21 protein-coding genes are annotated in these 19,191 nt (G+C 39.0%); 18 read left to right on the top strand and 3 right to left on the bottom strand.

The genetic code is table 11. The features are described from left to right. The 18 genes from PCY70_RS06850 to PCY70_RS06765 form a co-directional block, all read left to right on the top strand. Nucleotides 1–653 (top strand): DUF4097 family beta strand repeat-containing protein (locus PCY70_RS06850; RefSeq protein ID WP_305766776.1); only part of this gene is annotated, 653 nt, incomplete at its 5' end. Between the two features lie 126 nt (nucleotides 654–779). Next, nucleotides 780–944 (top strand): hypothetical protein, encoded by a 165-nt coding sequence (locus tag PCY70_RS06845; RefSeq protein ID WP_305766775.1) that lies wholly within the window; start codon nucleotides 780–782, stop codon nucleotides 942–944. Further along, entirely contained in the window at nucleotides 928–1,128 is a 201-nt protein-coding gene (locus PCY70_RS06840) for a hypothetical protein (RefSeq protein ID WP_305766774.1), read from the top strand. Before PCY70_RS06845 ends, PCY70_RS06840 begins: the two co-directional genes overlap by 17 nt. A 102-nt stretch (nucleotides 1,129–1,230) precedes the next feature. Then, nucleotides 1,231–2,262, top strand: coding sequence for an HMG-box domain-containing protein (locus PCY70_RS06835; RefSeq protein ID WP_305766773.1), 1,032 nt, complete (start codon nucleotides 1,231–1,233; stop codon nucleotides 2,260–2,262). A 374-nt stretch (nucleotides 2,263–2,636) separates the two neighbouring features. Beyond that, a complete protein-coding gene (locus PCY70_RS06830) occupies nucleotides 2,637–2,978 on the top strand; it encodes an Asp23/Gls24 family envelope stress response protein (protein ID WP_010169305.1) in 342 nt (113 codons plus the stop codon). 39 nt (nucleotides 2,979–3,017) lie between these two features. After that, nucleotides 3,018–3,425, top strand: coding sequence for a transcription antitermination factor NusB (gene nusB, locus PCY70_RS06825; RefSeq protein ID WP_010169306.1), 408 nt, complete (start codon nucleotides 3,018–3,020; stop codon nucleotides 3,423–3,425). Next, nucleotides 3,418–4,635, top strand: coding sequence for an exodeoxyribonuclease VII large subunit (xseA, locus tag PCY70_RS06820; RefSeq protein WP_305766772.1), 1,218 nt, complete (start codon nucleotides 3,418–3,420; stop codon nucleotides 4,633–4,635). The genes nusB and xseA overlap by 8 nt, the downstream gene beginning before the upstream one ends. After that, nucleotides 4,632–4,859 carry an exodeoxyribonuclease VII small subunit gene (gene xseB / locus PCY70_RS06815; RefSeq protein ID WP_010169308.1) on the top strand — a complete coding sequence of 76 codons (228 nt, stop codon included), beginning with the start codon at nucleotides 4,632–4,634 and terminating at the stop codon, nucleotides 4,857–4,859. Before xseA ends, xseB begins: the two co-directional genes overlap by 4 nt. Next, a complete protein-coding gene (locus tag PCY70_RS06810; RefSeq protein ID WP_305766771.1) occupies nucleotides 4,846–5,712 on the top strand; it encodes a polyprenyl synthetase family protein in 867 nt (288 codons plus the stop codon). Before xseB ends, PCY70_RS06810 begins: the two co-directional genes overlap by 14 nt. A gap of 1 nt (nucleotide 5,713) precedes the next feature. Then, entirely contained in the window at nucleotides 5,714–6,163 is a 450-nt protein-coding gene (locus PCY70_RS06805; protein WP_029488392.1) for a divergent PAP2 family protein, read from the top strand. A gap of 99 nt (nucleotides 6,164–6,262) precedes the next feature. After that, complete coding sequence (locus PCY70_RS06800) at nucleotides 6,263–7,537, top strand: dihydroorotase (RefSeq protein WP_305766770.1); 1,275 nt, start codon at nucleotides 6,263–6,265, stop codon at nucleotides 7,535–7,537. After that, nucleotides 7,512–9,200, top strand: a complete 1,689-nt coding sequence (locus PCY70_RS06795; RefSeq protein ID WP_305766769.1) for a B12-binding domain-containing radical SAM protein — start codon at nucleotides 7,512–7,514, stop codon at nucleotides 9,198–9,200. The genes PCY70_RS06800 and PCY70_RS06795 overlap by 26 nt, the downstream gene beginning before the upstream one ends. Beyond that, nucleotides 9,197–9,835 carry an endonuclease III gene (gene nth, locus PCY70_RS06790; RefSeq protein ID WP_305766768.1) on the top strand — a complete coding sequence of 213 codons (639 nt, stop codon included), beginning with the start codon at nucleotides 9,197–9,199 and terminating at the stop codon, nucleotides 9,833–9,835. Before PCY70_RS06795 ends, nth begins: the two co-directional genes overlap by 4 nt. A gap of 15 nt (nucleotides 9,836–9,850) precedes the next feature. Then, the gene (locus tag PCY70_RS06785) at nucleotides 9,851–11,842 is read left to right on the top strand and encodes an ATP-dependent helicase (RefSeq protein WP_305768932.1); all 1,992 of its coding nucleotides are present in this window, start codon (nucleotides 9,851–9,853) and stop codon (nucleotides 11,840–11,842) included. 2 nt (nucleotides 11,843–11,844) lie between these two features. After that, nucleotides 11,845–11,988: a hypothetical protein gene (locus PCY70_RS06780; protein ID WP_305768931.1), complete on the top strand. Its 144-nt coding sequence runs from the start codon at nucleotides 11,845–11,847 to the stop codon at nucleotides 11,986–11,988. 42 nt (nucleotides 11,989–12,030) lie between these two features. Continuing rightward, nucleotides 12,031–14,154 (top strand): Tex family protein, encoded by a 2,124-nt coding sequence (locus tag PCY70_RS06775; protein ID WP_305768930.1) that lies wholly within the window; start codon nucleotides 12,031–12,033, stop codon nucleotides 14,152–14,154. Nucleotides 14,155–14,211: 57 nt separating this feature from the next. Continuing rightward, nucleotides 14,212–15,057: a formate/nitrite transporter family protein gene (locus PCY70_RS06770; protein WP_305768929.1), complete on the top strand. Its 846-nt coding sequence runs from the start codon at nucleotides 14,212–14,214 to the stop codon at nucleotides 15,055–15,057. 51 nt (nucleotides 15,058–15,108) lie between these two features. Next, nucleotides 15,109–16,467, top strand: coding sequence for an alpha/beta hydrolase (locus tag PCY70_RS06765; RefSeq protein ID WP_305768928.1), 1,359 nt, complete (start codon nucleotides 15,109–15,111; stop codon nucleotides 16,465–16,467). A gap of 56 nt (nucleotides 16,468–16,523) precedes the next feature. On the opposite strand, the gene PCY70_RS06760 is transcribed toward PCY70_RS06765, so the two are convergent. The 3 genes from PCY70_RS06760 to PCY70_RS06750 are packed head-to-tail and all read right to left on the bottom strand — an operon-like array spanning nucleotide 16,524 to nucleotide 19,190. Beyond that, the gene (locus PCY70_RS06760) at nucleotides 16,524–17,342 is read right to left on the bottom strand and encodes an aldo/keto reductase (protein WP_305768927.1); all 819 of its coding nucleotides are present in this window, start codon (nucleotides 17,340–17,342) and stop codon (nucleotides 16,524–16,526) included. Nucleotides 17,343–17,366: 24 nt separating this feature from the next. Next, nucleotides 17,367–17,846 carry a PTS sugar transporter subunit IIA gene (locus tag PCY70_RS06755; RefSeq protein WP_305768926.1) on the bottom strand — a complete coding sequence of 160 codons (480 nt, stop codon included), beginning with the start codon at nucleotides 17,844–17,846 and terminating at the stop codon, nucleotides 17,367–17,369. Nucleotides 17,847–17,861: 15 nt separating this feature from the next. Next, on the bottom strand, nucleotides 17,862–19,190 hold the full coding sequence (locus tag PCY70_RS06750) for a 6-phospho-alpha-glucosidase (protein WP_305768925.1): 1,329 nt from the start codon (nucleotides 19,188–19,190) through the stop codon (nucleotides 17,862–17,864). Nucleotide 19,191: the final 1 nt, after the last annotated feature.

Genomic DNA, 19,191 nt, shown 5'->3' with positions numbered 1-19,191 from the left:
AAGCCAATACTCCGGCGGCAAAAGGTAAAGTTAATGCTCCCGCGGCAAATGGTAAAGTCAATGCTCCGGCGGCAGATGGTAAAGTCAATGCTCAGGCGGCAGATGGTAAAGTCAATGCTCAGGCGGCAGATGGTAAAGTCAATGCTCAGGCGGCAGATGGTAAAGTCAATGCTCAGGCGGCAGATGGTAAAGTCAATGCTCAGGCGGCAGATGGTAAAGTCAATGCTCAGGCGGCAGATGGTAAAGTCAATGCTCAGGCGGCAGATGGTAAAGTCAATGCTCAGGCGGCAGATGGTAAAGTCAATGCTCCGGCGGCAAATGGTAAAGTCAATGCTCCCGCGGCAAATGGTAAAGTCAATGCTCAGGCGGCAGATGGTAAAGTCAATGCTCAGGCGGCAGATGGTAAAGTCGTTGCTCCCGCGTCAAATGGAAAAGTCAATGCTCCGGCGGCAAATGGTAAAGGCAATGCTCCCGCGGCAAATGGAAAGTCAATGCTCCGGCGACAAATGGAAAAGTCAATGCTCCGGCGGCAAATGGCAAAGTCAATGCTCCAGCGGCAAATGGTAAAGTCAATGCTCAGGCGGCAGATGGTAAAGTCGTTGCTCCGGCGGCAAATGGTAAAGTCAATGCAATGCTCCGGCGGCAAATGGTAAAGTCAATGCTCCGGCGGCAAATGGTAAAGTCAATGCTCCGCGGCAAATGGTAAAGTCAATGCTCCGGCGGCAAATGGTAAAGTCAATGCTCCGCGGCAAATGGTAAAGTCAATGCTCCGGCGGCAAATGGTAAAGTCAATGCTCAGGCGGCAGATGGTAAAGTCAATGCTCCCGGCGGCAAATGGTAAAGTCAATGCTCCGGCGGCAAATGGTAAAGTCAATGCTCCCGCGGCAAATGGTAAAGTCAATGCTCCGGCGGCAGATGGTAAAGTCAATGCTCGGCAATGGTAAAGTCGTTGCTCCGCAGCGGCAGTACGGAAAAGAATGCTTCACGGCGGCAAATGGTAAAGTCAATGCTCCGGCAATGGTAAAGTCAATGCTCCGGCGGCAAATGGCAAAGTCAATGCTCCCGCGGCAAATGGTAAAGTCAATGCTCCGCGGCAAATGGAAAGTCAATGCTCCCGGCAAATGGTAAAGTCAATGCTCCGGCGGCAATGGTAAAGTCAATGCTCCCGCGGCAAATGGTAAAGTCAATGCTCCGGCATCAGCTGGCGACCCTAATCAAAAAAAATCTAAGATGAAGAAAAATACTTCGGAGACGGCAGTTAATAATAATTTGCCTAACCAAAAAAATACGGCACATGCTATTAATATTTTGGCACAAGTTCAAATTGATAGAAGTTCAGAGCTTGATTTTATCGATTGTCAAGCTTCGAAATATGTAGATTCTTTTGACAATTGCTTTAGCAAAAACGACCTTAATAAATTGAAACAATTTTGCAGCAAATACGATACCGATCCCTCTCTTAAGCGCGACCATCAAGTGGATAAAATTGCCAAAAATATGGGAGATATGCTTCAAAAGTGTTCTAACAAAAATGAGCTGGCGGCGCGGCTTATACAAGAGCTTGAAAAAGAGGGCTATTTCTATAAATATATATTAGCTCATACATTGAATCAACTTATTCCTCAAATTTCTATTAAACGTATTCACTTAGATTATTTTTCTAATACGGCTCAAGCAATTATCGAAAACCCTTCTTCGGACTTCAAAGCATATTACGCATGTGTAATTAATATTATGGGCAACACTAAATCTTCAGTAGTTTCTGACAGTTTGGAAAGTTTGTTAGATAATAATCAGGTAGTCAAACACTATGCTAATTCCCTGATGCCTGCAATAGGAAAGGCCTGTATATCATTACAAATATTCAACAAATTAATTAAATTTTTGCAACAAGATCTGGTTAATGGCAAGCTTAATTTATACATTCTACCCGCATTGGGTAATATGGGCCAACGCAGCAAGCATCAACCCTTGCCCATGAAAGATATAGAGTATAGTCTCGAATATATTATGGCGGCTTCTAATGTTAAAAACGCTACGCAGGCTATGTACGGCGTTCAGGCTTTAAAAAAAATAGGAGACGGACGCTTTGTAGATCGCATTAGCAGTTCAGCTAAACAAATGATATTACTGTTTTTGTCGCAGCTCGAAGGCATTCATAAATCAATAGCACCTGAAATTCGCAAAGCTGTCGCATTAATCAATAGCGAAATTGTTGAGAATCAATCGGACGGCAGTTTGTTGACCATCCGAACAGAATAGAAAGTGTTATTCTAGTAAAATCCCCAGAAACATTGTAAATAACATGGATAGAAAAACATAGACTATAAAATATTGTTCCATGATATTGGGGAAGATACTCGTCAACACATATGTTATAATAGCCCAGATCATAAAGTAAGCAATGTTGGATAGAATACTTGAGCCTTGGTGTTTGAAATTACTTTGGATCAAACAAATAAAACACATCAGTAATACGATATATAAAATATTGAACATCGGCATACTATCACCTTCCTTGACAAGTTAGGATTATGTTTATATATTATTAATTGCTGTAGAAAAATGTGACAAATTGACAAACGTATCATAAGTCTGTATAATTGAAAAAAAATAGTGAAGAGGTGTATAACGCAATGGAAAAAGGAATTGTTCAGATAGCAGATGATGTTATTGCAGTTATTGCTCAGATCGCCGCGCTGGAAGTCAATGGACTAAAAAGCCTGGCACCTGCTAAGCAAGATATAGTGCAAACCATTACAAGAAAAAGACAGCTTAAGGGTATCAAAGTTTTTATAGAAGAGGGGGGCACAAGAGTTAGCGTTTCTATTAAGGCAATTTTGAACTATGGATTTAATGTAAAAAAAACCTGCGCACAAATCCAAGAAAAAGTTAAAAATTCTATAGAAACAATGACTGGCCTTAAAGTTTTGCGCGTTGATATTCAGGTAGTTGGCGTAGCATTTGAACAAGAATAAACGGAGTAAACGGAATAAACGGAATAGAAGGAAAATTAGATGACAAGAAGACAAGCAAGAATTTGTGTTGTTCAGATGCTTTACAATCTTAGCTTTCATGACAAAGAGCAAGCACAAGAAATATTAAACGAAAATTTATTGGATATAAAAGGCAAGGTAAAAACTTTTATATCGGAAACATTTGAAGGAATTGTAGACAATATGGATGCGATTGATACTGAAATCGAAGCCAATTTAGTAGACTGGAATCTTAGCCGAATAGCAAAGGTGGACTTAATGATTTTGCGACTGGCAGTATATGAGATCAATTATGCCAAAGATTTGCCGCCCAAAGTCGCTATAAATGAGGCGGTAGAAATAGCGCAAGAATATAGCACGGAAAAATCTGGAAAATTCATTAACGGAATATTAGGGAACATGAACAAAAAGGTTTCCTCTAATGGATAGAAAAATAATTGGCATCGGCGAGCTAAACCATTATGTGGCAGCTATTTTACACGAAGATTATATACTAAATGGCATCTGGTTGCGCGCCGAAATTTCAAATTTGACATATCATAAATCCGGGCATTTATATTTTTCACTCAAAGACGAAAATGCCGGAATTCAAGCGGTCATGTTTTCGCAATATGCCTCGCAACTTAATTTTTTGCTGGTAGATGGAATGAAAGTTTTGGTTAGATGCCAGATTGGGCTCTACGAAAAAGTTGGAAATTATCAGGCTTATGTATATGAGATTGAGCAAGAAGGTTTGGGCACACTGTATTCACAGTTTTTGGAGCTGAAAAGTACGCTAGAACAAAAGGGCTATTTTGATAAACACCAGCCGTTGGCTAAATATCCTGCAGCGGTGGGAATAATTACGTCTAAAACCGGTGCCGCGATCCATGATATTATTCGAGTTGGGAGACGAAGAAATAAGACCATACCAATATATATTTATCCCGCGAGTGTGCAAGGACAATACGCAAAAAATGAAATAGTGTGGGCAATCGAAAAAGCCAATGCCGATGCGATAGTTGATGTTATAATATTGGGCCGAGGCGGTGGCTCAATAGAAGATCTGTGGTGTTTCAATGAATTAGCCGTTGCATTGGCGATATATAATTCGAAGATTCCGATAGTATGCGCGGTAGGGCATGAGATTGATTTCACGATTTCCGACTTTGTTGCGGACCATAGGGCGGCCACACCATCAGCTGCTGCCGAAATAGTGTTTCCGAATTTGGCCGATACTGTCGCGACATTGAAGTATCACATTAGAACTTTGGATAATATTATGAAAACAAAAGTGCGAGAATGTGAAGTGAATCTTAATGACTTGATAAACAGGCCGATATTTAAAGACAAAACTAAAATGTATCTCCAGAAAATACAGGAGTTAGATTTATTGGCAGAAGATTTGAACGAACGCATTCAGGATATTCTGCACAAAAAAAAGATGGAGTTGAATTTAAATCTCAAACAAATAGAAAAACTCTCACCAATAGCTACAATTTTGCGAGGGTTTGGAATGGTGACTTCGTCGTCTGGCCATGTTGTTTCCAACGTTGACAAAATTGCCATTGGAGATGATTTGGACATTAGGGTGGCCAACGGAAACATCATATCCAAAGTAATAAGCAAGCAAAAAGATATTAAGGAGAAAGTTAAATGACCGATAAAATAAGTTTTGAGCAAAGTCTCTGTAATCTAGAAAATATTATCCAAAAATTGGAAGAAGGTAACATAAGTTTGGATGAGACAGTCATAAACTATAAAGAAGGAATGGACTTTGCGGCAAATTGCTTAAAATTATTAAATCAGGCCGAAGCTGAAATTAGCTTATATGAAAATGGTCAATTTGTATCTATAAAGGAGGGAGGAAGTGGATTATCTTAACAAATATAAGATAGACGAAATGCTAGAGAATTATCTGGCAAAAGAAACCGGCGAGTGCACAAGACTACAAGAGGCAATGCGCTATAGCGTATTGCAAGGCGGAAAGCGCATTCGGCCTATTTTGATGCGTCTTGCGTATGAGGCAGTGGGAGGGACCGGCAACATTGCTCCATATATGTGTGCTATAGAATTTGTACACACCTACTCGCTAATTCATGACGATCTTCCGGCAATGGATAACGATGCGCTGCGACGAGGTTTGCCAACTAATCATGTAAAATTTGATGAAGCCACGGCCATTTTAGCCGGAGACGGACTTTTAACACTGGCTTTTGAAATAATGCTACAAGATTTAGTATCTGATATGGATCCTGCAAAAGCTATTGCGGCTAATATTTTGGCCACAGGGGCTGGCGCATCCGGAATGGTGCTTGGTCAAATGTACGATATGTTTTATGAGGGCAAAGAAATTTCTATAGAAATGCTAGAAAAAATACAACTAAACAAAACAGGTGCGTTGATCAAGAGTGCGTTGAAAATGGGTGCTGTTTTGGGTTATGGATCAGAGAGCGAGCTGTTTGCTCTGGAATTATATGGCACATATTTAGGCAAAGTTTTTCAAATAATTGACGATATATTAGATATCACAGGACAAGTCAACGAACTTGGCAAAGATATAGGCAGTGATAGTAAAAACAAAAAAGTTACCTATACGAGCTTTTTCAGTGTAGATCAATGCTATGAGATTGCAGCGGAGCTTACTGCTAAAGCTATCAAATGTTTGGATAAAGTGAATGGCGATACTTCTTTATTAAAAGAGATTGCACAGGACTTACTAAATAGGAGGAGATAATATGACTAATTGGATTATTAGTCCTTCACTTATAATTGCAATTATAAGCTGGTTTATTGCACAGGTACTAAAAATCGTTATAACATTAGTACACGACAAAAAATTTGATATAGCTAAATTAACGGCATCTGGCGGAATGCCCAGCTCTCATAGTGCGTTTACCGTCGCGTTATCTACAGCCATTGGGCAGCTAGAAGGATATAATACAACTATGTTTGCGGTAGCGTGCGTATTTAGCTGCGTGGTTATGTATGATGCGGCAAATGTGAGAATGCAAGCTGGCAATCAAGCGATATTGTTAAATGAAATTATGGAGCACTTGAAAGATCAGAAAAAATTTGATATAGATTTTACTCTAAAAGAATTGTTAGGACATACACCGACACAAGTTTTTTGTGGTGCCGTGTTGGGAATGGCTGTTGCAATATTGGGGTTACCATACTTTGTTTGAGGCTTTGCATTTTAGGTGCAGAGCTTTTTTTTTTGCTGTATATTATACCAAATTTTTGCCAATAATCTTAAATAAAGAAAACTATATTAGGAGTGAGCTATGAAAACATGTATAACCGGCGGATTGATATTAAATCCCGCAACTAATTTAGAACAGATAACAAATATTTATATAGAAGATGGACGTATTGAGTTTATAGGAGAAAAAAGTACAGAAGGATATACGGTAATTGATGCGACAGGGAAGTGGGTAATTCCGGGGTTGGTGGATTTGCATGTACACCTAAGAGAGCCTGGCTTTGAGCATAAGGAAACGATAGCGACGGGATGCTTGGCCGCTGCGAGAGCAGGAATAACAACAATATGCCCCATGCCAAATACCAATCCAGTGATCGATACTGCAAATATGGTGCGATACGTTTGCGACGCTGCCACGGTGGTGAACGTAATACCTGTAGGCGCCATAACCAAGGGACAAAACGGAGCCGAGGTTGCTGATATTACGGGTATGGCAGCGGCTGGAATTTGTGCCCTAAGCGATGATGGCAAGACCGCCATGAATTCTGCCATTATGAAGGAGGCTATGGGTATTGCAAACTCAGTGGGGCTTCCAATATTTTCTCACGCAGAAGATATGAACTTAATCGGTGGCGTAATGAACGAGGGCAAAAATTCGGTGCGCTTCAATTTGAAGGGGCTGGGACGAGAGGCAGAAGAGATTATCATCGCTCGCGACATGATTCTTGCACGACACAACAACGCTCGTCTTCATATATGCCACGTTAGTACCAAAGGAGGCGTGGAGCTTATCGAATTTGGCAAAAAGCTAGGGATACGCATTACCGCCGAAACCGCACCGCACTACTTTATCTTGGATGATAGCATCCTCTTTGATCACGATTCTAACAAAAAGATGAACCCTCCGCTTCGAACAAAAGAAGACGTCGCATCCATTCGAGCAGCACTGAGGTCGGGCATCTTAGACGCTATTGCCACAGACCATGCCCCTCATAGTTTGGCCGAAAAAGCATCTCCTATCGAAACAGCTCCGTTTGGCATAATCGGAATAGAGACTAGCTTCGCATTGAGTTATACACATTTGGTAAAAACTGGTATTTTAACACCGCTTGAATTGATTTCAAAAATGTCTACAACGCCAGCCGCTATTATTGGCATAGACAAAGGGAATCTCGATGTGGGCAAAATTGCCGATATTGCCATTATCGATGTTAATGCAAAATATAAAATAAACAGCCAAGACTTTGTATCTAAATCTAGAAATACTCCGTTTGAAGGAATGGAAGTCTTCGGTGTTGTGGAAAAAACTTTAGTAAATGGACAGATAATTTATGAAAACTCTATTAGTTGCAGTTAATGCAAAATATATACACTCAAATTTAGCCATACATTGTATCGAGAAATATTGTAAGGGCGCCGATATCGAAACGCTGGAGCTTAGTATAAACATCGATGACAATCAGGTAATTAAACAAATATATAAAAGGCAGCCAGATATCATCGGCTTTTCTTGCTATATATGGAATATCGAATACATCAAAACTATAATACCAACTCTCAAAAAAATTTTACCTCATGTAAAAATTGTTCTAGGAGGTCCTGAAGTTAGTTTTAATTGCGAGGAGCTGCTAAACGAATTGCCAGTGGATTTGATAATGGAGGGCGAAGGAGAAATTACTTGGAAGCTATATTTAGCCGGAACGCCACTTTGCGATATTCCGGCTATTGTATATAAAAACGCAAATAAAATCGTAAAAAATCCTAGAACCAAAGCCATGAACTTAGCAGAGCTGCCGTTTGTCTATCAAGATTTGGATCCATTTGTAAACAAGATAATTTACTACGAATCTAGCCGAGGGTGCCCTTTTAATTGCTCCTATTGTATTTCTGGCATCGACAAGGGCGTGCGCTATTTACCGCTAGAACGAGTACTACAAGATTTGGAATACTTTTTGACTAAGAAAATCAAGCAGGTGAAGTTTGTAGATCGCACATTTAATGCCAATTTCAAATTTGCATTGGAGGTTTGGAAATATATTATTAAGTACGATAACGGAATCACCAATTTTCACTTCGAGCTTGCTGCAGAGCTGATCACCAAGGAAATGCTGTATGTTTTGCAATCGGCTAGGGCAGGGTTGATTCAATTTGAAATAGGAGTACAGACCACCAATGCTGATGCGTTAGTGGCAATCAATCGCCCTATGCCATTTGCAAAGCTAGGAAAAATAGTACAAAATTTAAAGCAACTAGAAAATATTCATCTACACCTAGATTTGATTGTGGGGCTTCCGCACGAAGACTATCATTCGTTTAGAAAATCGTTTAATGACGTGATATCGCTACGCCCCGAGCAACTGCAGCTAGGATTTTTGAAGGTGCTAAAAGGGTCGCAGATGGAGCAAGATGCGGATAAATATGGAATTGTATATAAGGATTACCCACCATATGAAGTTCTTTCGACGAAATATATCTCGTATGATGAAGTTTTAAAGCTACACACAATTTGCGAGATGGTAGAGAGGTTTTATAATAGCAATCGTTTTGAGCGAACGCTAAGTTATATGTTTGAGCTGTATCCAACGCCATTTATATTCTTTGAACAGCTGGCAGAATTTTGGGAGAGGCAAGGCTATGAGCATCTGAGCCACAAGAAGGAGTCGTACTACCTTCTGTTGCTAGAATTTATGCAGCAGACTGAGCGCATCAATGTGGAGCTTATAAAGGAATTGATACGATTTGATTGGTTGTTGCACGAAAATATAAAAGACCATATGCCGATGCTTGCAACCATCGATCAGTCAAAATTTAAAGAAACTGCATTGGAGCATTTGAAAGATCCGGCAGTGATTATCAAAATGGCCGCCGGGCATCTCAATATGAAGCAACGGCAGCGAATGATGCATGTGGAATATTTTCAGTATGATCTAACCCAAGACTTAGCATTGCGAGGTGAGCCGATGCCAATAATATTTTTATATGAGTATGGACAAAGTAAAGCGAGGTGGCTACAAATATGAAAGCAAATGTTGGGGAGATATTGAAGATATTAAATCTACACTATCCCAAAGATGTTCCTTGCTTTCTCAACCATTCTAATCCCTTTGAATTACTTGTTGCAACAATACTAAGCGCGCAGTGTACGGATGAAAGAGTTAATATTATAACGGCAACATTGTTTAGAAAGTATCCGTGCGCCGAAAGCTTTGCCTCCGCTTCAGCAGCCGAATTGGAAATGGATATCAAAAGCGCCGGGTTTTATAAAAATAAGGCAAAGAATATTATCGCAACTGCCGCGACCATAGTCGATAAATATGATGGACAAGTGCCTTCTGAAATTGAGGATTTAGTTCAATTAGCAGGAGTGGGCAGAAAAACAGCGAATGTCATTCGTGGAAATATATACCATATTCCCAGCATTGTGGTTGACACGCATGTAAAACGGATTAGTACGAGGTGGGGGTTTACCGAAAGCGCTGACCCCACCAAAATAGAATACGAATTAATGGAGTTGCTTCCCGAGGAGGAGTGGATTAGTTATAACATCCAAGTGATAATGCATGGGAGAGCCATCTGTACTGCTCGAAATCCGAGATGTAGCCAGTGCATGTTTTTAGAGCAATGTCCATATGAATTAAAACAAGGAATAGAATAACAGTGAGGTATATATATGTTAAATGAAAATCAGAAATTGGCAGTAACAATATCCAAGGGTGCAGTTTTAGTTGTTGCCGGCCCGGGATCTGGAAAAACAACTGTAATTGTAGAGCGTGTAAATTATATGATTAATGAACTACAAATTAACGCAAGAAATATATTGGTCATAACATTTGCAAAAATGGCGGCTCAAGAAATGAAAGACAGATTTCATAGCAAATACGGTCATAACGAAGTTACCTTCGGAACATTTCATTCTACATTTTTCCGAATACTTCGATCTGCTAATCCTGCAAAATACAATTTGGCAAATTTGATAAATGAGATCTTAAAAAAGAAATTTATTGAGCAGGTTTACAAAAACATAGGTACAGCAGATATTGTAGACTTTGTGGATACATTTTTAATGGAATATACCTTGATGAAAAATCAACTTTTGCATTTGGGTAATTATATACCGGAGAAGCTTTCACAGGAAATATTTGAAAAAGTTGCGATAGAGTATGAGACATATAAGAGCGACAAAAACTTGTTTGACTTTGACGATATGCTAGTGGATTGTTATCAGCATTTGAAGGATAACGACAAGTTGCGAGCTCGCTTTGCTATGCAGTATTCACATATATTGATAGATGAGTTTCAGGACATTAATAAGGTGCAGTTTGAATGTATTAAATTGTTAAAGGAATCGAATGACGAAATTTTTGTAGTGGGAGATGATGACCAAAGTATTTATTCGTTTCGAGGTGCCAAGCCGGAGTTTTTGCTAAACTTTGCGGAGCACTTTCCTTCGACCACTAAGGTTATATTGGATATAAATTATCGCTCCAACTCAGAAATAGTACAGAAAAGCAATTCGGTGATTAAATGCAACAAAAATCGATACGACAAGGTGATGAAAGCTCATAATACCAATAAAATAGCACCGCAAATAGTGGAATGTAAAAGCGTTCGAATCCAAGTCAAAGATGTAGTTACCGCTATAGAAGAAGTGTTAAAAAAAGGGGTGCCGAGCTCTGAAATTGCAATTATATATAGAAATAATACAGAAGCACAGCCATTTGCGGAGGAGCTATTAAATAGAAACTTGGCATTTAAAATGAGAGACAATATCACCACGATCTATAATCACTGGATTACCAAGGATATTTTGGCATATTTTCGATTGGCATATGACCGATCTAATGCCGATGCATTTCAAGCGATAGCAAACAAGCCAAGTAGATATATTCCTAGGCAAACTATTTTAAACCTTCGCAACTTTACTCTTTTAGATCTTATACAATCAGATACTCTAAAGGCTTGGCAAAAAGAAAAATTAACGAAACTAGATACTAAACTAAATCATCTTGCTAAAAAAACTGTATCTGAGGGGATAGAATATATAAGAGATGTAATAGGATATAAAAAATATTTACAATATTATGCGGAGGAATGTATCAAAGTTGACCCGCAAGCATTTTATGACTATTTGGATGATATACTCTATTCTGCGACAGACATAGACGACTATTTGCAATGGGAAGACAAGCTACAAAAATTTGATATGCAACTGCAAGATCAACTACGAAACCAAAAATCGCTTGATCGAGTTACTTTGACCACAATGCATAGTGCGAAGGGTCTGGAATTTGAATATGTATATATCGTCAATGCAGTAGATGAAGTTTTGCCTAGCGCTAAATGTGTTACAGAACATAAGATAGAAGAAGAAAGACGATTATTTTATGTCGCGGCCACACGCGCGAAAAATTATTTGAATATATATTTGCCCAAAACTTTTAGAAATAAAACTGTAAGACCTACGCCTTTTTTAGAGGAAATGGAAGGTGCAGAAATTACCATAAAAATTGGTGATAAAATTATGCATAAACTGCATGGAAGTGGTATAATTAGGGATGTGAAGGATAAATTTGCACGCGTTGAGTTTCAAGAGCAATGCACTAGGCGCATAGACTATAAATATTGCTTTAAAAAAAGGATCATCAAACTTGAGGAGGAGTAATCATGAAAAAGACTACTGAATTGAATTTCCACGAAAGAATGAATAAGCGTAGGCCTAAAATTCAAATGTTCATTAGTATTATGCTTGTTTTATCTATGGTATTGGGATTATTTGGTTCTATGGCGGCATTCTTTACAAACTTTTAAGAAATTTTGAACATAATTATTAAAGAGGAGTTACAAATTAAAATGGATATAATTAAAATACTAAGCGAAGAACTGAATATACGAAAAGACCAGGTAGAAAACACCATTAAATTAATTGATGAAGACAATACTATTCCGTTTATTGCAAGGTATCGAAAAGAGCTTACAGGTGGATTAGACGACGAAGTATTACGTAATTTTGACGAAAGATTGAACTATCTTAGAAATTTAGAGGCCAGAAAGGAACAAGTCATAAGACTGATCGAAGAGCAAGAAAAATTGACTCCCGAGCTGCAAAAAGAAATTGACGCCGCTCCGACGCTAACTATTGTTGAGGATTTATATCTTCCGTACAAGTCTAAAAAACGTACGCGAGCCACAATAGCCAAGGAGCGTGGATTAGAGGAGCTTGCAAATGACATTTTAGCAGGAGAGATCGCAGACGACAGGGTTGCTCAATTTGTGGATGCCGAAAAGGGAGTCTTAACAGCCGCCGACGCACTTGCTGGCGCTAGCGATATAATAGCAGAATTTGTAAGTGATAACGCAACCTTTAGAGGACAAATTCGAGATACTACTTTTGCAGAAGGCAAGATCGTTACCAAAATTAAAGAGGCATCTAAAGACGAAAAAGAAGTTTTTAAAATTTACTACGATTATGAGGAACCTGTAAAAAAAATTCCTTCACATAGAGTACTTGCAATTAATCGTGGTGAAAACGAAAAAATTCTTTCGGTAAAGATAGAGATAGATACAGAGTTGATTTTAAATTATCTATACCGACAAATTATATCCGAGTATAATCAAGAACTTTTGAAAAATTCAATACAAGACAGCTATAAAAGATTGATTGCCCCATCAATAGAAAGAGATATTCGCAACGCCTTAACCGAGCAAGCACAAGAAGGGGCAATAGACGTTTTTAAGAAAAATCTTTATCAATTGCTTATGGCAAAGCCGATTAAAGGACATACAGTACTAGGGTTGGATCCTGGATTTCGAACAGGATGCAAAGTTGCTGTTATCGATTCGATGGGCAAAAAGCTTGATAATACGGTGGTTTATCCCACTATTCCAAAAAACGAAATCGAAAAAACTAAGAAAGTACTCATAAAACTTATACAAGAACATAATATTACTTTGATAGCAATTGGAAACGGAACTGCCTCACGAGAGACAGAAAAAGTTGTTGCGGACATGATTCGAGAAAATTCTTTGAAGATTAGTTATGTGATAGTAAACGAAGCAGGAGCCTCGGTATATTCGGCTTCAAAACTAGCAACATACGAATTTCCAAACGATGACGTGGGCACCAGAAGCGCAGTTTCTATTGCAAGACGCTTACAAGATCCCCTTGCCGAGCTTGTGAAAATTGAGCCCAAAGCAATTGGGGTAGGTCAATATCAACATGATATGAATCAAAAAAAATTGGAAGAAAGCCTTGGTGGTGTGGTAGAAAGCTCCGTTAATGAAGTGGGAGTGGATGTGAATACGGCGTCCGCATCGCTACTACAATATGTGGCTGGCATCAAGAAGAGTGTATCAGAGAATATAATTATTTATCGCGAAGAACATGGTGCATTCAAAACGCGCGCAGAGATAAAGAAGGTCAAAGGGTTGGGACCTAAAATGTTTGAACAGTGTGCAGGATTTTTGAGAATTATAGACGGAACAAATTTCTTAGATAGAACAGGTGTTCATCCTGAGTCTTATATTGTTGCATCACAATTGATTGAAAAGTTAGGATTTGATACAAAAACAGCTTCTTTTAGTGGAATCAGAAGCAAAATTTCAGACGTTGAAAAGTTGGCACAAGAACTTGAAGTGGGGTCGATGACGTTGATTGACATAATTACAGAGCTTGAAAAACCTGGTCGCGACCCTAGAGAAGATATGCCTAGCCCGATTTTGCACAGTGAAATTTTGGAAATTACAGATTTAGAAGTTGGTATGAAACTTAATGGTACGGTGAGAAATATTGTTGATTTTGGAGCTTTTGTAGATATAGGGGTACATCAAGATGGATTGGTCCACCTATCACAATTATCAAATAGATATGTAAAGCACCCGCTAGACGTTGTGAAAGTGGGAGATGTTGTGAAAGTGGCCGTGATTAGTGTCGATGTTAAAAATAAGAAAATTGGTCTGTCAATGAAAAATTTGTAGTAATACACTTAAGATAAAATTTTTGTGGAGGTAAATTTTATTAAGGAGTAATCAAAAATGGCAGATAAGAATTATTTAACATCGAAAGAAATTTCAGCGTATACGATAGAGGCCGGAGTTGCTAAAGTAAAAAGACCGTTTCTGGAGATTTTCGTGATGGGAATCTTGGCAGGAATGTATATAGCAATGGGGGGACTGGCGTCGTCTACGGCAGCTCATGGGATTGCAGATCCTGGGCTTGCTAAATTTGTAGCTGGAATTGTCTTTCCGGTGGGATTGATGTTTGTTGTAATAAATGGTGCAGACTTATTTACTGGAAATTGTTTGGTTATAATGAGTGTTTATGAAAAGAAAACAACGGTTATGGATTTGATAACCAACTTGTCGATTGTGTTGTTGGGGAACTTTGTTGGAGCCGCGTTTATTGCCCTGATTGAGGCGTTTTCGGGACTTTTAACGATGGGAGACGGGCAGTTCCTTTATTATATATTTAAAACTGCATATGCAAAAACAACAATGTCATTTATGCAAGCGTTTTTATTAGGAATTATGTGTAACTTGTTTGTGTGCTCTGGAATCGTTATGATCTATGCCGCAAAAGATATTGCCGGAAAAGTTCTTGCTGGATTTTTCTCAATATTTGCATTTGTGGTGAGTGCATCAGAACATATAGTTGCTAATATGTATTATATACCAGTTGCTCTTTTTGCGAAAGCTCAACCAGATCTTGTGGACTTGGCGTTATCGGCAGGCGTAACTGCGGAAAAAATCGAGCACGTGACTTGGTTAAACTTCATATGGTATAACGGAGTTCCTGTATTACTTGGAAACATTTTAGGTGGATTTATCATAGGCACCTTGTATTATCTAACCCATTATGTATTTGCTAAGAAAGTACAATAGCTTAAGTGGAGTCTATATGGCTCCATTTTTTTTATTTGGAGGGGAAATATAATGAAAAAATTTATTATGCTAATTGCCTGCGCTGTATCCATAAGCTTGTTGGGCGGATGCACTTCAAAGACAGAAATTGAAACTGTACACTTTAATGAGGATGCTATGCTTACTCTGGCTCGCGCACAGGCAGATGAATTAATTGCAGGCAATGCGGATAAGGTGATTGCAGCGTTTGACGAAAAGATGGCGAAAGCAGGGCTGGATGCTGCCACGCTAAATATGATGGTCCAAAATTTAACAACTGGAGAATATGTAGGGTTTTATACTGCAGATGGAATAGTTGCAAATGAATTTTATATTGCAGAAGTGATTTATGAATACGAACATAATGGCTTCAAAGTTACTTTAGTTTATAACGGTGCAAACGAAATTTCTGGCTTAAATTTAAATTATGCATCTATCGATAAGCCCTTAGCTGCAGATGCGTCATTTGAAGAGATAGCGGTGACAATTGGCGATCTTATGCCTCTTGACGGAGTACTTACGCTTCCTACAGATGTTACAAACCCGCCTGTAGTTTTGTTAGTGCATGGCTCTGGGCCTGCAGATAAAAATGCCACCATCGCTGCCAACGCGCCATTTCAGGATATTGCTCACGGCCTTGCTAACCTGGGGATTGCCACACTCAGATATGACAAGAGAACCTATGCTTACCCAAAGGAGATGGCAGAGCTGGGCGCACAGTTGACTATACAACACGAGGTGCTAAACGACGTTGATGCCGCGATTGATTTGTTATTAACAGAGAGTCAAAAAACTAATCCGCGAGCAATATTTGTGTTAGGGCATTCGATGGGAGGTGGGCTCACTCCCGCAATTGCCGTTGCGAATCCTGAAATTTCTGGAATTATTTCTATGGCAGGAATCCTGGACCCTCTTTTTGAGGCATCGTATGCGCAAAATAAAGATATAGAAAGGGTTGCACAACAGGGCGGTTTCGACGATGCTACTACTACTTTAGTTGTAGAACAGATGATAAAAGTCGAAGAGGACATCGCGATACTTAGGTCGGATATGTCAGATATTCCTGACGATCAAATTTTGATGGGGCTTCCAGCAGGGTATCAGAAATCGACCAAAGAATTTGCAGGGATTAATTTTATTTCAGATATTGAGGTACCAGTTTTGGTGTTACAAGGTGCCAAAGATTTCCAGGTAAAAGCTACTACCGACTATGCAGCATGGCAAGAGGCTTTGGCGGAATATCCTATGGCAACATTTAAGCTATACGAAAATTTAAATCATCTGATGATGCCATCTAATGGTGCCGGCGACATATCGGAATATCAGGAGAAGGGCGTTGTAAGCGAGGATGTTATTTCGGATATAGCAACGTTTGTGAATAGCAATGCATAAAAATAAGAGACTGCCAAAGTGACAATCCCTTATGATATTCCTCATTATAATAGTAACTAAAAATCGAAGTTGTCAGGATCTGGACCTATTCGCCCTCCACAATCTAGGGTTGCGATCTGCGCCATATCCGCATCAGAAATATTGAAGTCAGTAAGCTTTAAGTTACTCTTCATTTTTTCTGTTGATACTGTTTTTGGAATAACTGCATAGCCTTTTTGTAAAGCCCATTTCAGAGCAATCTGAGCTACAGTTTTTTCGTATTTATCAGCCAATTGTTTGAGAAGAGGTATTTCAAATATTTGACCTTGCATTAAGGATCCCCAGGCTTCAACTTGAATATTATGATCTGAACAATATTGACATAACTCTGGTTGAGTAAATTTAGGATGCAATTCTATTTGATTTACCATCGGCTGTATTTTGCAATGCGATAGCAAGTCTTCTAGGTGATGCTGATTGAAGTTGCAAACTCCGATGGCTCTGATCTTTCTTTGCTCGTAAAGTTCTTCCATAGCTTTCCAGGTTTCAGCATTGATAGGCTTTGGCCAGTGAATCAAATATAAATCTAGATAATCCAGTTTCAATCGGTCTAAAGTTTCGTAAAAAGCTGTTTGCGTACGCTCATAACCGTGATCAGTATTCCAGACCTTGCTGGTGATAAACATATCTTGTCTTGGAATGCCACTAGCTTTGATTCCTTGACCGACGCTTTCTTCGTTGCCATAAATCATAGCACAATCAATATGTCGATAACCTAAATTAAGTGCATTTCTTACAGCTTTCTTTGCTTCATCGCCCGGCTGCAGTTTAAAGGTGCCAAATCCAACCATAGGCATTTTTACATTATTCGAAAGCGTGTAGTTCTTTGTTAACATACAGTTCCTCCTAGAATTTGATAATTATTTGTATTCTACTATAAATTCAGAAGTTTTGTCTACCTTTTTATTGAGGCTTTTTGTAGTTATTTCTTGATAGGTATCACTAATTAATAGCAAGATTACTATAGGAGAAAGTTCTTTTGATTTTACAAAATCGATATCAAACTCGATAAGCGGATCACCCTTCTTAACCTTTTTGTTTTCAGCAGTTAATAATTTAAATCCCTCTCCTTTTAACCCAACAGTATCAATTCCCACATGGATAAGCAATTCTAAACCATCTGCAGTTTCCAAACCAACCGCATGCCCGGTATCTGCAACCATAGTAACTTTGGCATCACATGGCGCATAAACTGTGCCGTTTGCAGGGTCAATAGCAATGCCGTCGCCCATCAGTTTTGCGGCAAAAGCCTCATCGGGTACCTCTTCTATTGCCATAGTTGTGCCATCTATAAATGGAAATATTAGTTTTTGCTTAATTTTCTTTTTAAAAAATCCCATATATTTACCTACTTTCTATTTTAGTTCTGGCCAATATCCTACATTCGCTTCTATTAAATCGTCTAAAATAAGCTTTGCAATTCGTGCGCTTGGAACAGTTTTTGATAGGGTTATTGCTTGCCACAGCTTTTGGTAGCTTCCTTCGATCCATGCGGCCACAGTAAGCTTTTCTACAGACACTTGTTGCTCCATCAACCCTTTTTGGAACTGAGGAATAGCACCTTGAACGATTCTTTCATAGCCATTTTTACCCACGATGCATGGAATCTCTACCATTGCAGTTCTGTCGAAGTTTTCTATCGCACCTTCGTTTGGCACTATAAGCAACATCTTTTCTTTGGTGTTCTTTGCAATAGCGCAAGCAAGGTCTACAATATACTCCGCATGAGCATCTGCCTCGAAACCGCTTCCCTCACTCGTGTTTTTATCTATAATTGATTGGCATAGAGTGAAGATATTCTTTTCGCGATGATTCATAACTTCGTTGGCGCGTGTAAAATCTGGATTGGAATGCTCCACAACATAGTCAGGGAATAGATAATATTTTAAATACGTATTTGGAATCGTATCTGGATCTACCGCATACACATCCTTAACTTTGGAAAAGGTATCAATCCAACTTTGTTCAACGTGTTGATTTCCAGATATAGCATCAGCAAAGCCGTTCACTTTCATTTTCTCTTTAATTTGAGGCATCAAGTCGTTGCCATCTTTATCTTCTATTTTATGCCACCAACCGAAGTGGTTTAAGCCGTAGTAGCCCACATTGAGATCCTTGCGTGAGTTTAATCCTACCATATGAGCCATCTTCTCTTCAAGGTCAATTGGCATATCGCAAATATTTAATATTTTGGAGTTTGGACGTAGTCTTCGTGTGGCTTCTGCAACAATGGCAGCTGGATTGGAATAGTTTAGCATATAAGCATCTGGGGAATATTTTTCCATATAGTCTAATACTTCTAAAACGCCACCAATCGAACGCATTCCATATGCAATTCCACCAGGTCCACAAGTTTCTTGGCCCAAAACACCATATTTCAACGGGATTTTTTCGTCCTTTTCACGCATTGCGTATAGCCCAACACGAATGTGGCACATAACAAAATCGATATCAGTAAAGGCAGTTTCTGGGTCGGTAGTATATCCAAATTCTACTTCTGGAGCATTTTCACGAAGGTAGATTTGGCAAGCCTTTGCTATAACTTCTTGTCTCTTTGCATTATTGTCATAAAACATAATTTTTCTAACAGGGAATCTATCCATATGTTCTAATAAAAGTAAGCAAATTCCTGGAGTAAAAGTACTTCCGCCACCTGCAATTGTAATAGCATATTGTTTTTCCATT

Origin of the sequence: Candidatus Epulonipiscium viviparus (assembly GCF_030708075.1) — a bacterium.
In the GTDB taxonomy this organism is placed as follows: domain Bacteria; phylum Bacillota; class Clostridia; order Lachnospirales; family Cellulosilyticaceae; genus Epulonipiscioides; species Epulonipiscioides viviparus.
Note: the sequence above shows the minus strand (reverse complement) of the source record. Positions and strands in the feature narration are given on the sequence as shown.

Bases quoted from the DNA above. Each gene is read 5' to 3' on its own strand.
- PCY70_RS06845 (WP_305766775.1), top strand. From the start codon at position 780: ATGGTAAAGTCAATGCTCAGGCGGCAGATGGTAAAGTCAATGCTCCCG.
- PCY70_RS06775 (WP_305768930.1), top strand. From the start codon at position 12,031: ATGGATATAATTAAAATACTAAGCGAAGAACTGAATATACGAAAAGAC.
- PCY70_RS06805 (WP_029488392.1), top strand. From the start codon at position 5,714: ATGACTAATTGGATTATTAGTCCTTCACTTATAATTGCAATTATAAGC.
- PCY70_RS06785 (WP_305768932.1), top strand. From the start codon at position 9,851: ATGTTAAATGAAAATCAGAAATTGGCAGTAACAATATCCAAGGGTGCA.
- PCY70_RS06760 (WP_305768927.1), bottom strand. From the start codon at position 17,342: ATGTTAACAAAGAACTACACGCTTTCGAATAATGTAAAAATGCCTATG.
- PCY70_RS06770 (WP_305768929.1), top strand. From the start codon at position 14,212: ATGGCAGATAAGAATTATTTAACATCGAAAGAAATTTCAGCGTATACG.
- PCY70_RS06750 (WP_305768925.1), bottom strand. From the start codon at position 19,190: ATGGAAAAACAATATGCTATTACAATTGCAGGTGGCGGAAGTACTTTT.
- PCY70_RS06755 (WP_305768926.1), bottom strand. From the start codon at position 17,846: ATGGGATTTTTTAAAAAGAAAATTAAGCAAAAACTAATATTTCCATTT.
- PCY70_RS06800 (WP_305766770.1), top strand. From the start codon at position 6,263: ATGAAAACATGTATAACCGGCGGATTGATATTAAATCCCGCAACTAAT.
- nth (WP_305766768.1), top strand. From the start codon at position 9,197: ATGAAAGCAAATGTTGGGGAGATATTGAAGATATTAAATCTACACTAT.
- xseA (WP_305766772.1), top strand. From the start codon at position 3,418: ATGGATAGAAAAATAATTGGCATCGGCGAGCTAAACCATTATGTGGCA.
- PCY70_RS06830 (WP_010169305.1), top strand. From the start codon at position 2,637: ATGGAAAAAGGAATTGTTCAGATAGCAGATGATGTTATTGCAGTTATT.
- PCY70_RS06835 (WP_305766773.1), top strand. From the start codon at position 1,231: ATGAAGAAAAATACTTCGGAGACGGCAGTTAATAATAATTTGCCTAAC.
- nusB (WP_010169306.1), top strand. From the start codon at position 3,018: ATGACAAGAAGACAAGCAAGAATTTGTGTTGTTCAGATGCTTTACAAT.
- PCY70_RS06765 (WP_305768928.1), top strand. From the start codon at position 15,109: ATGAAAAAATTTATTATGCTAATTGCCTGCGCTGTATCCATAAGCTTG.
- PCY70_RS06780 (WP_305768931.1), top strand. From the start codon at position 11,845: ATGAAAAAGACTACTGAATTGAATTTCCACGAAAGAATGAATAAGCGT.
- PCY70_RS06795 (WP_305766769.1), top strand. From the start codon at position 7,512: ATGAAAACTCTATTAGTTGCAGTTAATGCAAAATATATACACTCAAAT.
- xseB (WP_010169308.1), top strand. From the start codon at position 4,632: ATGACCGATAAAATAAGTTTTGAGCAAAGTCTCTGTAATCTAGAAAAT.
- PCY70_RS06840 (WP_305766774.1), top strand. From the start codon at position 928: ATGCTCGGCAATGGTAAAGTCGTTGCTCCGCAGCGGCAGTACGGAAAA.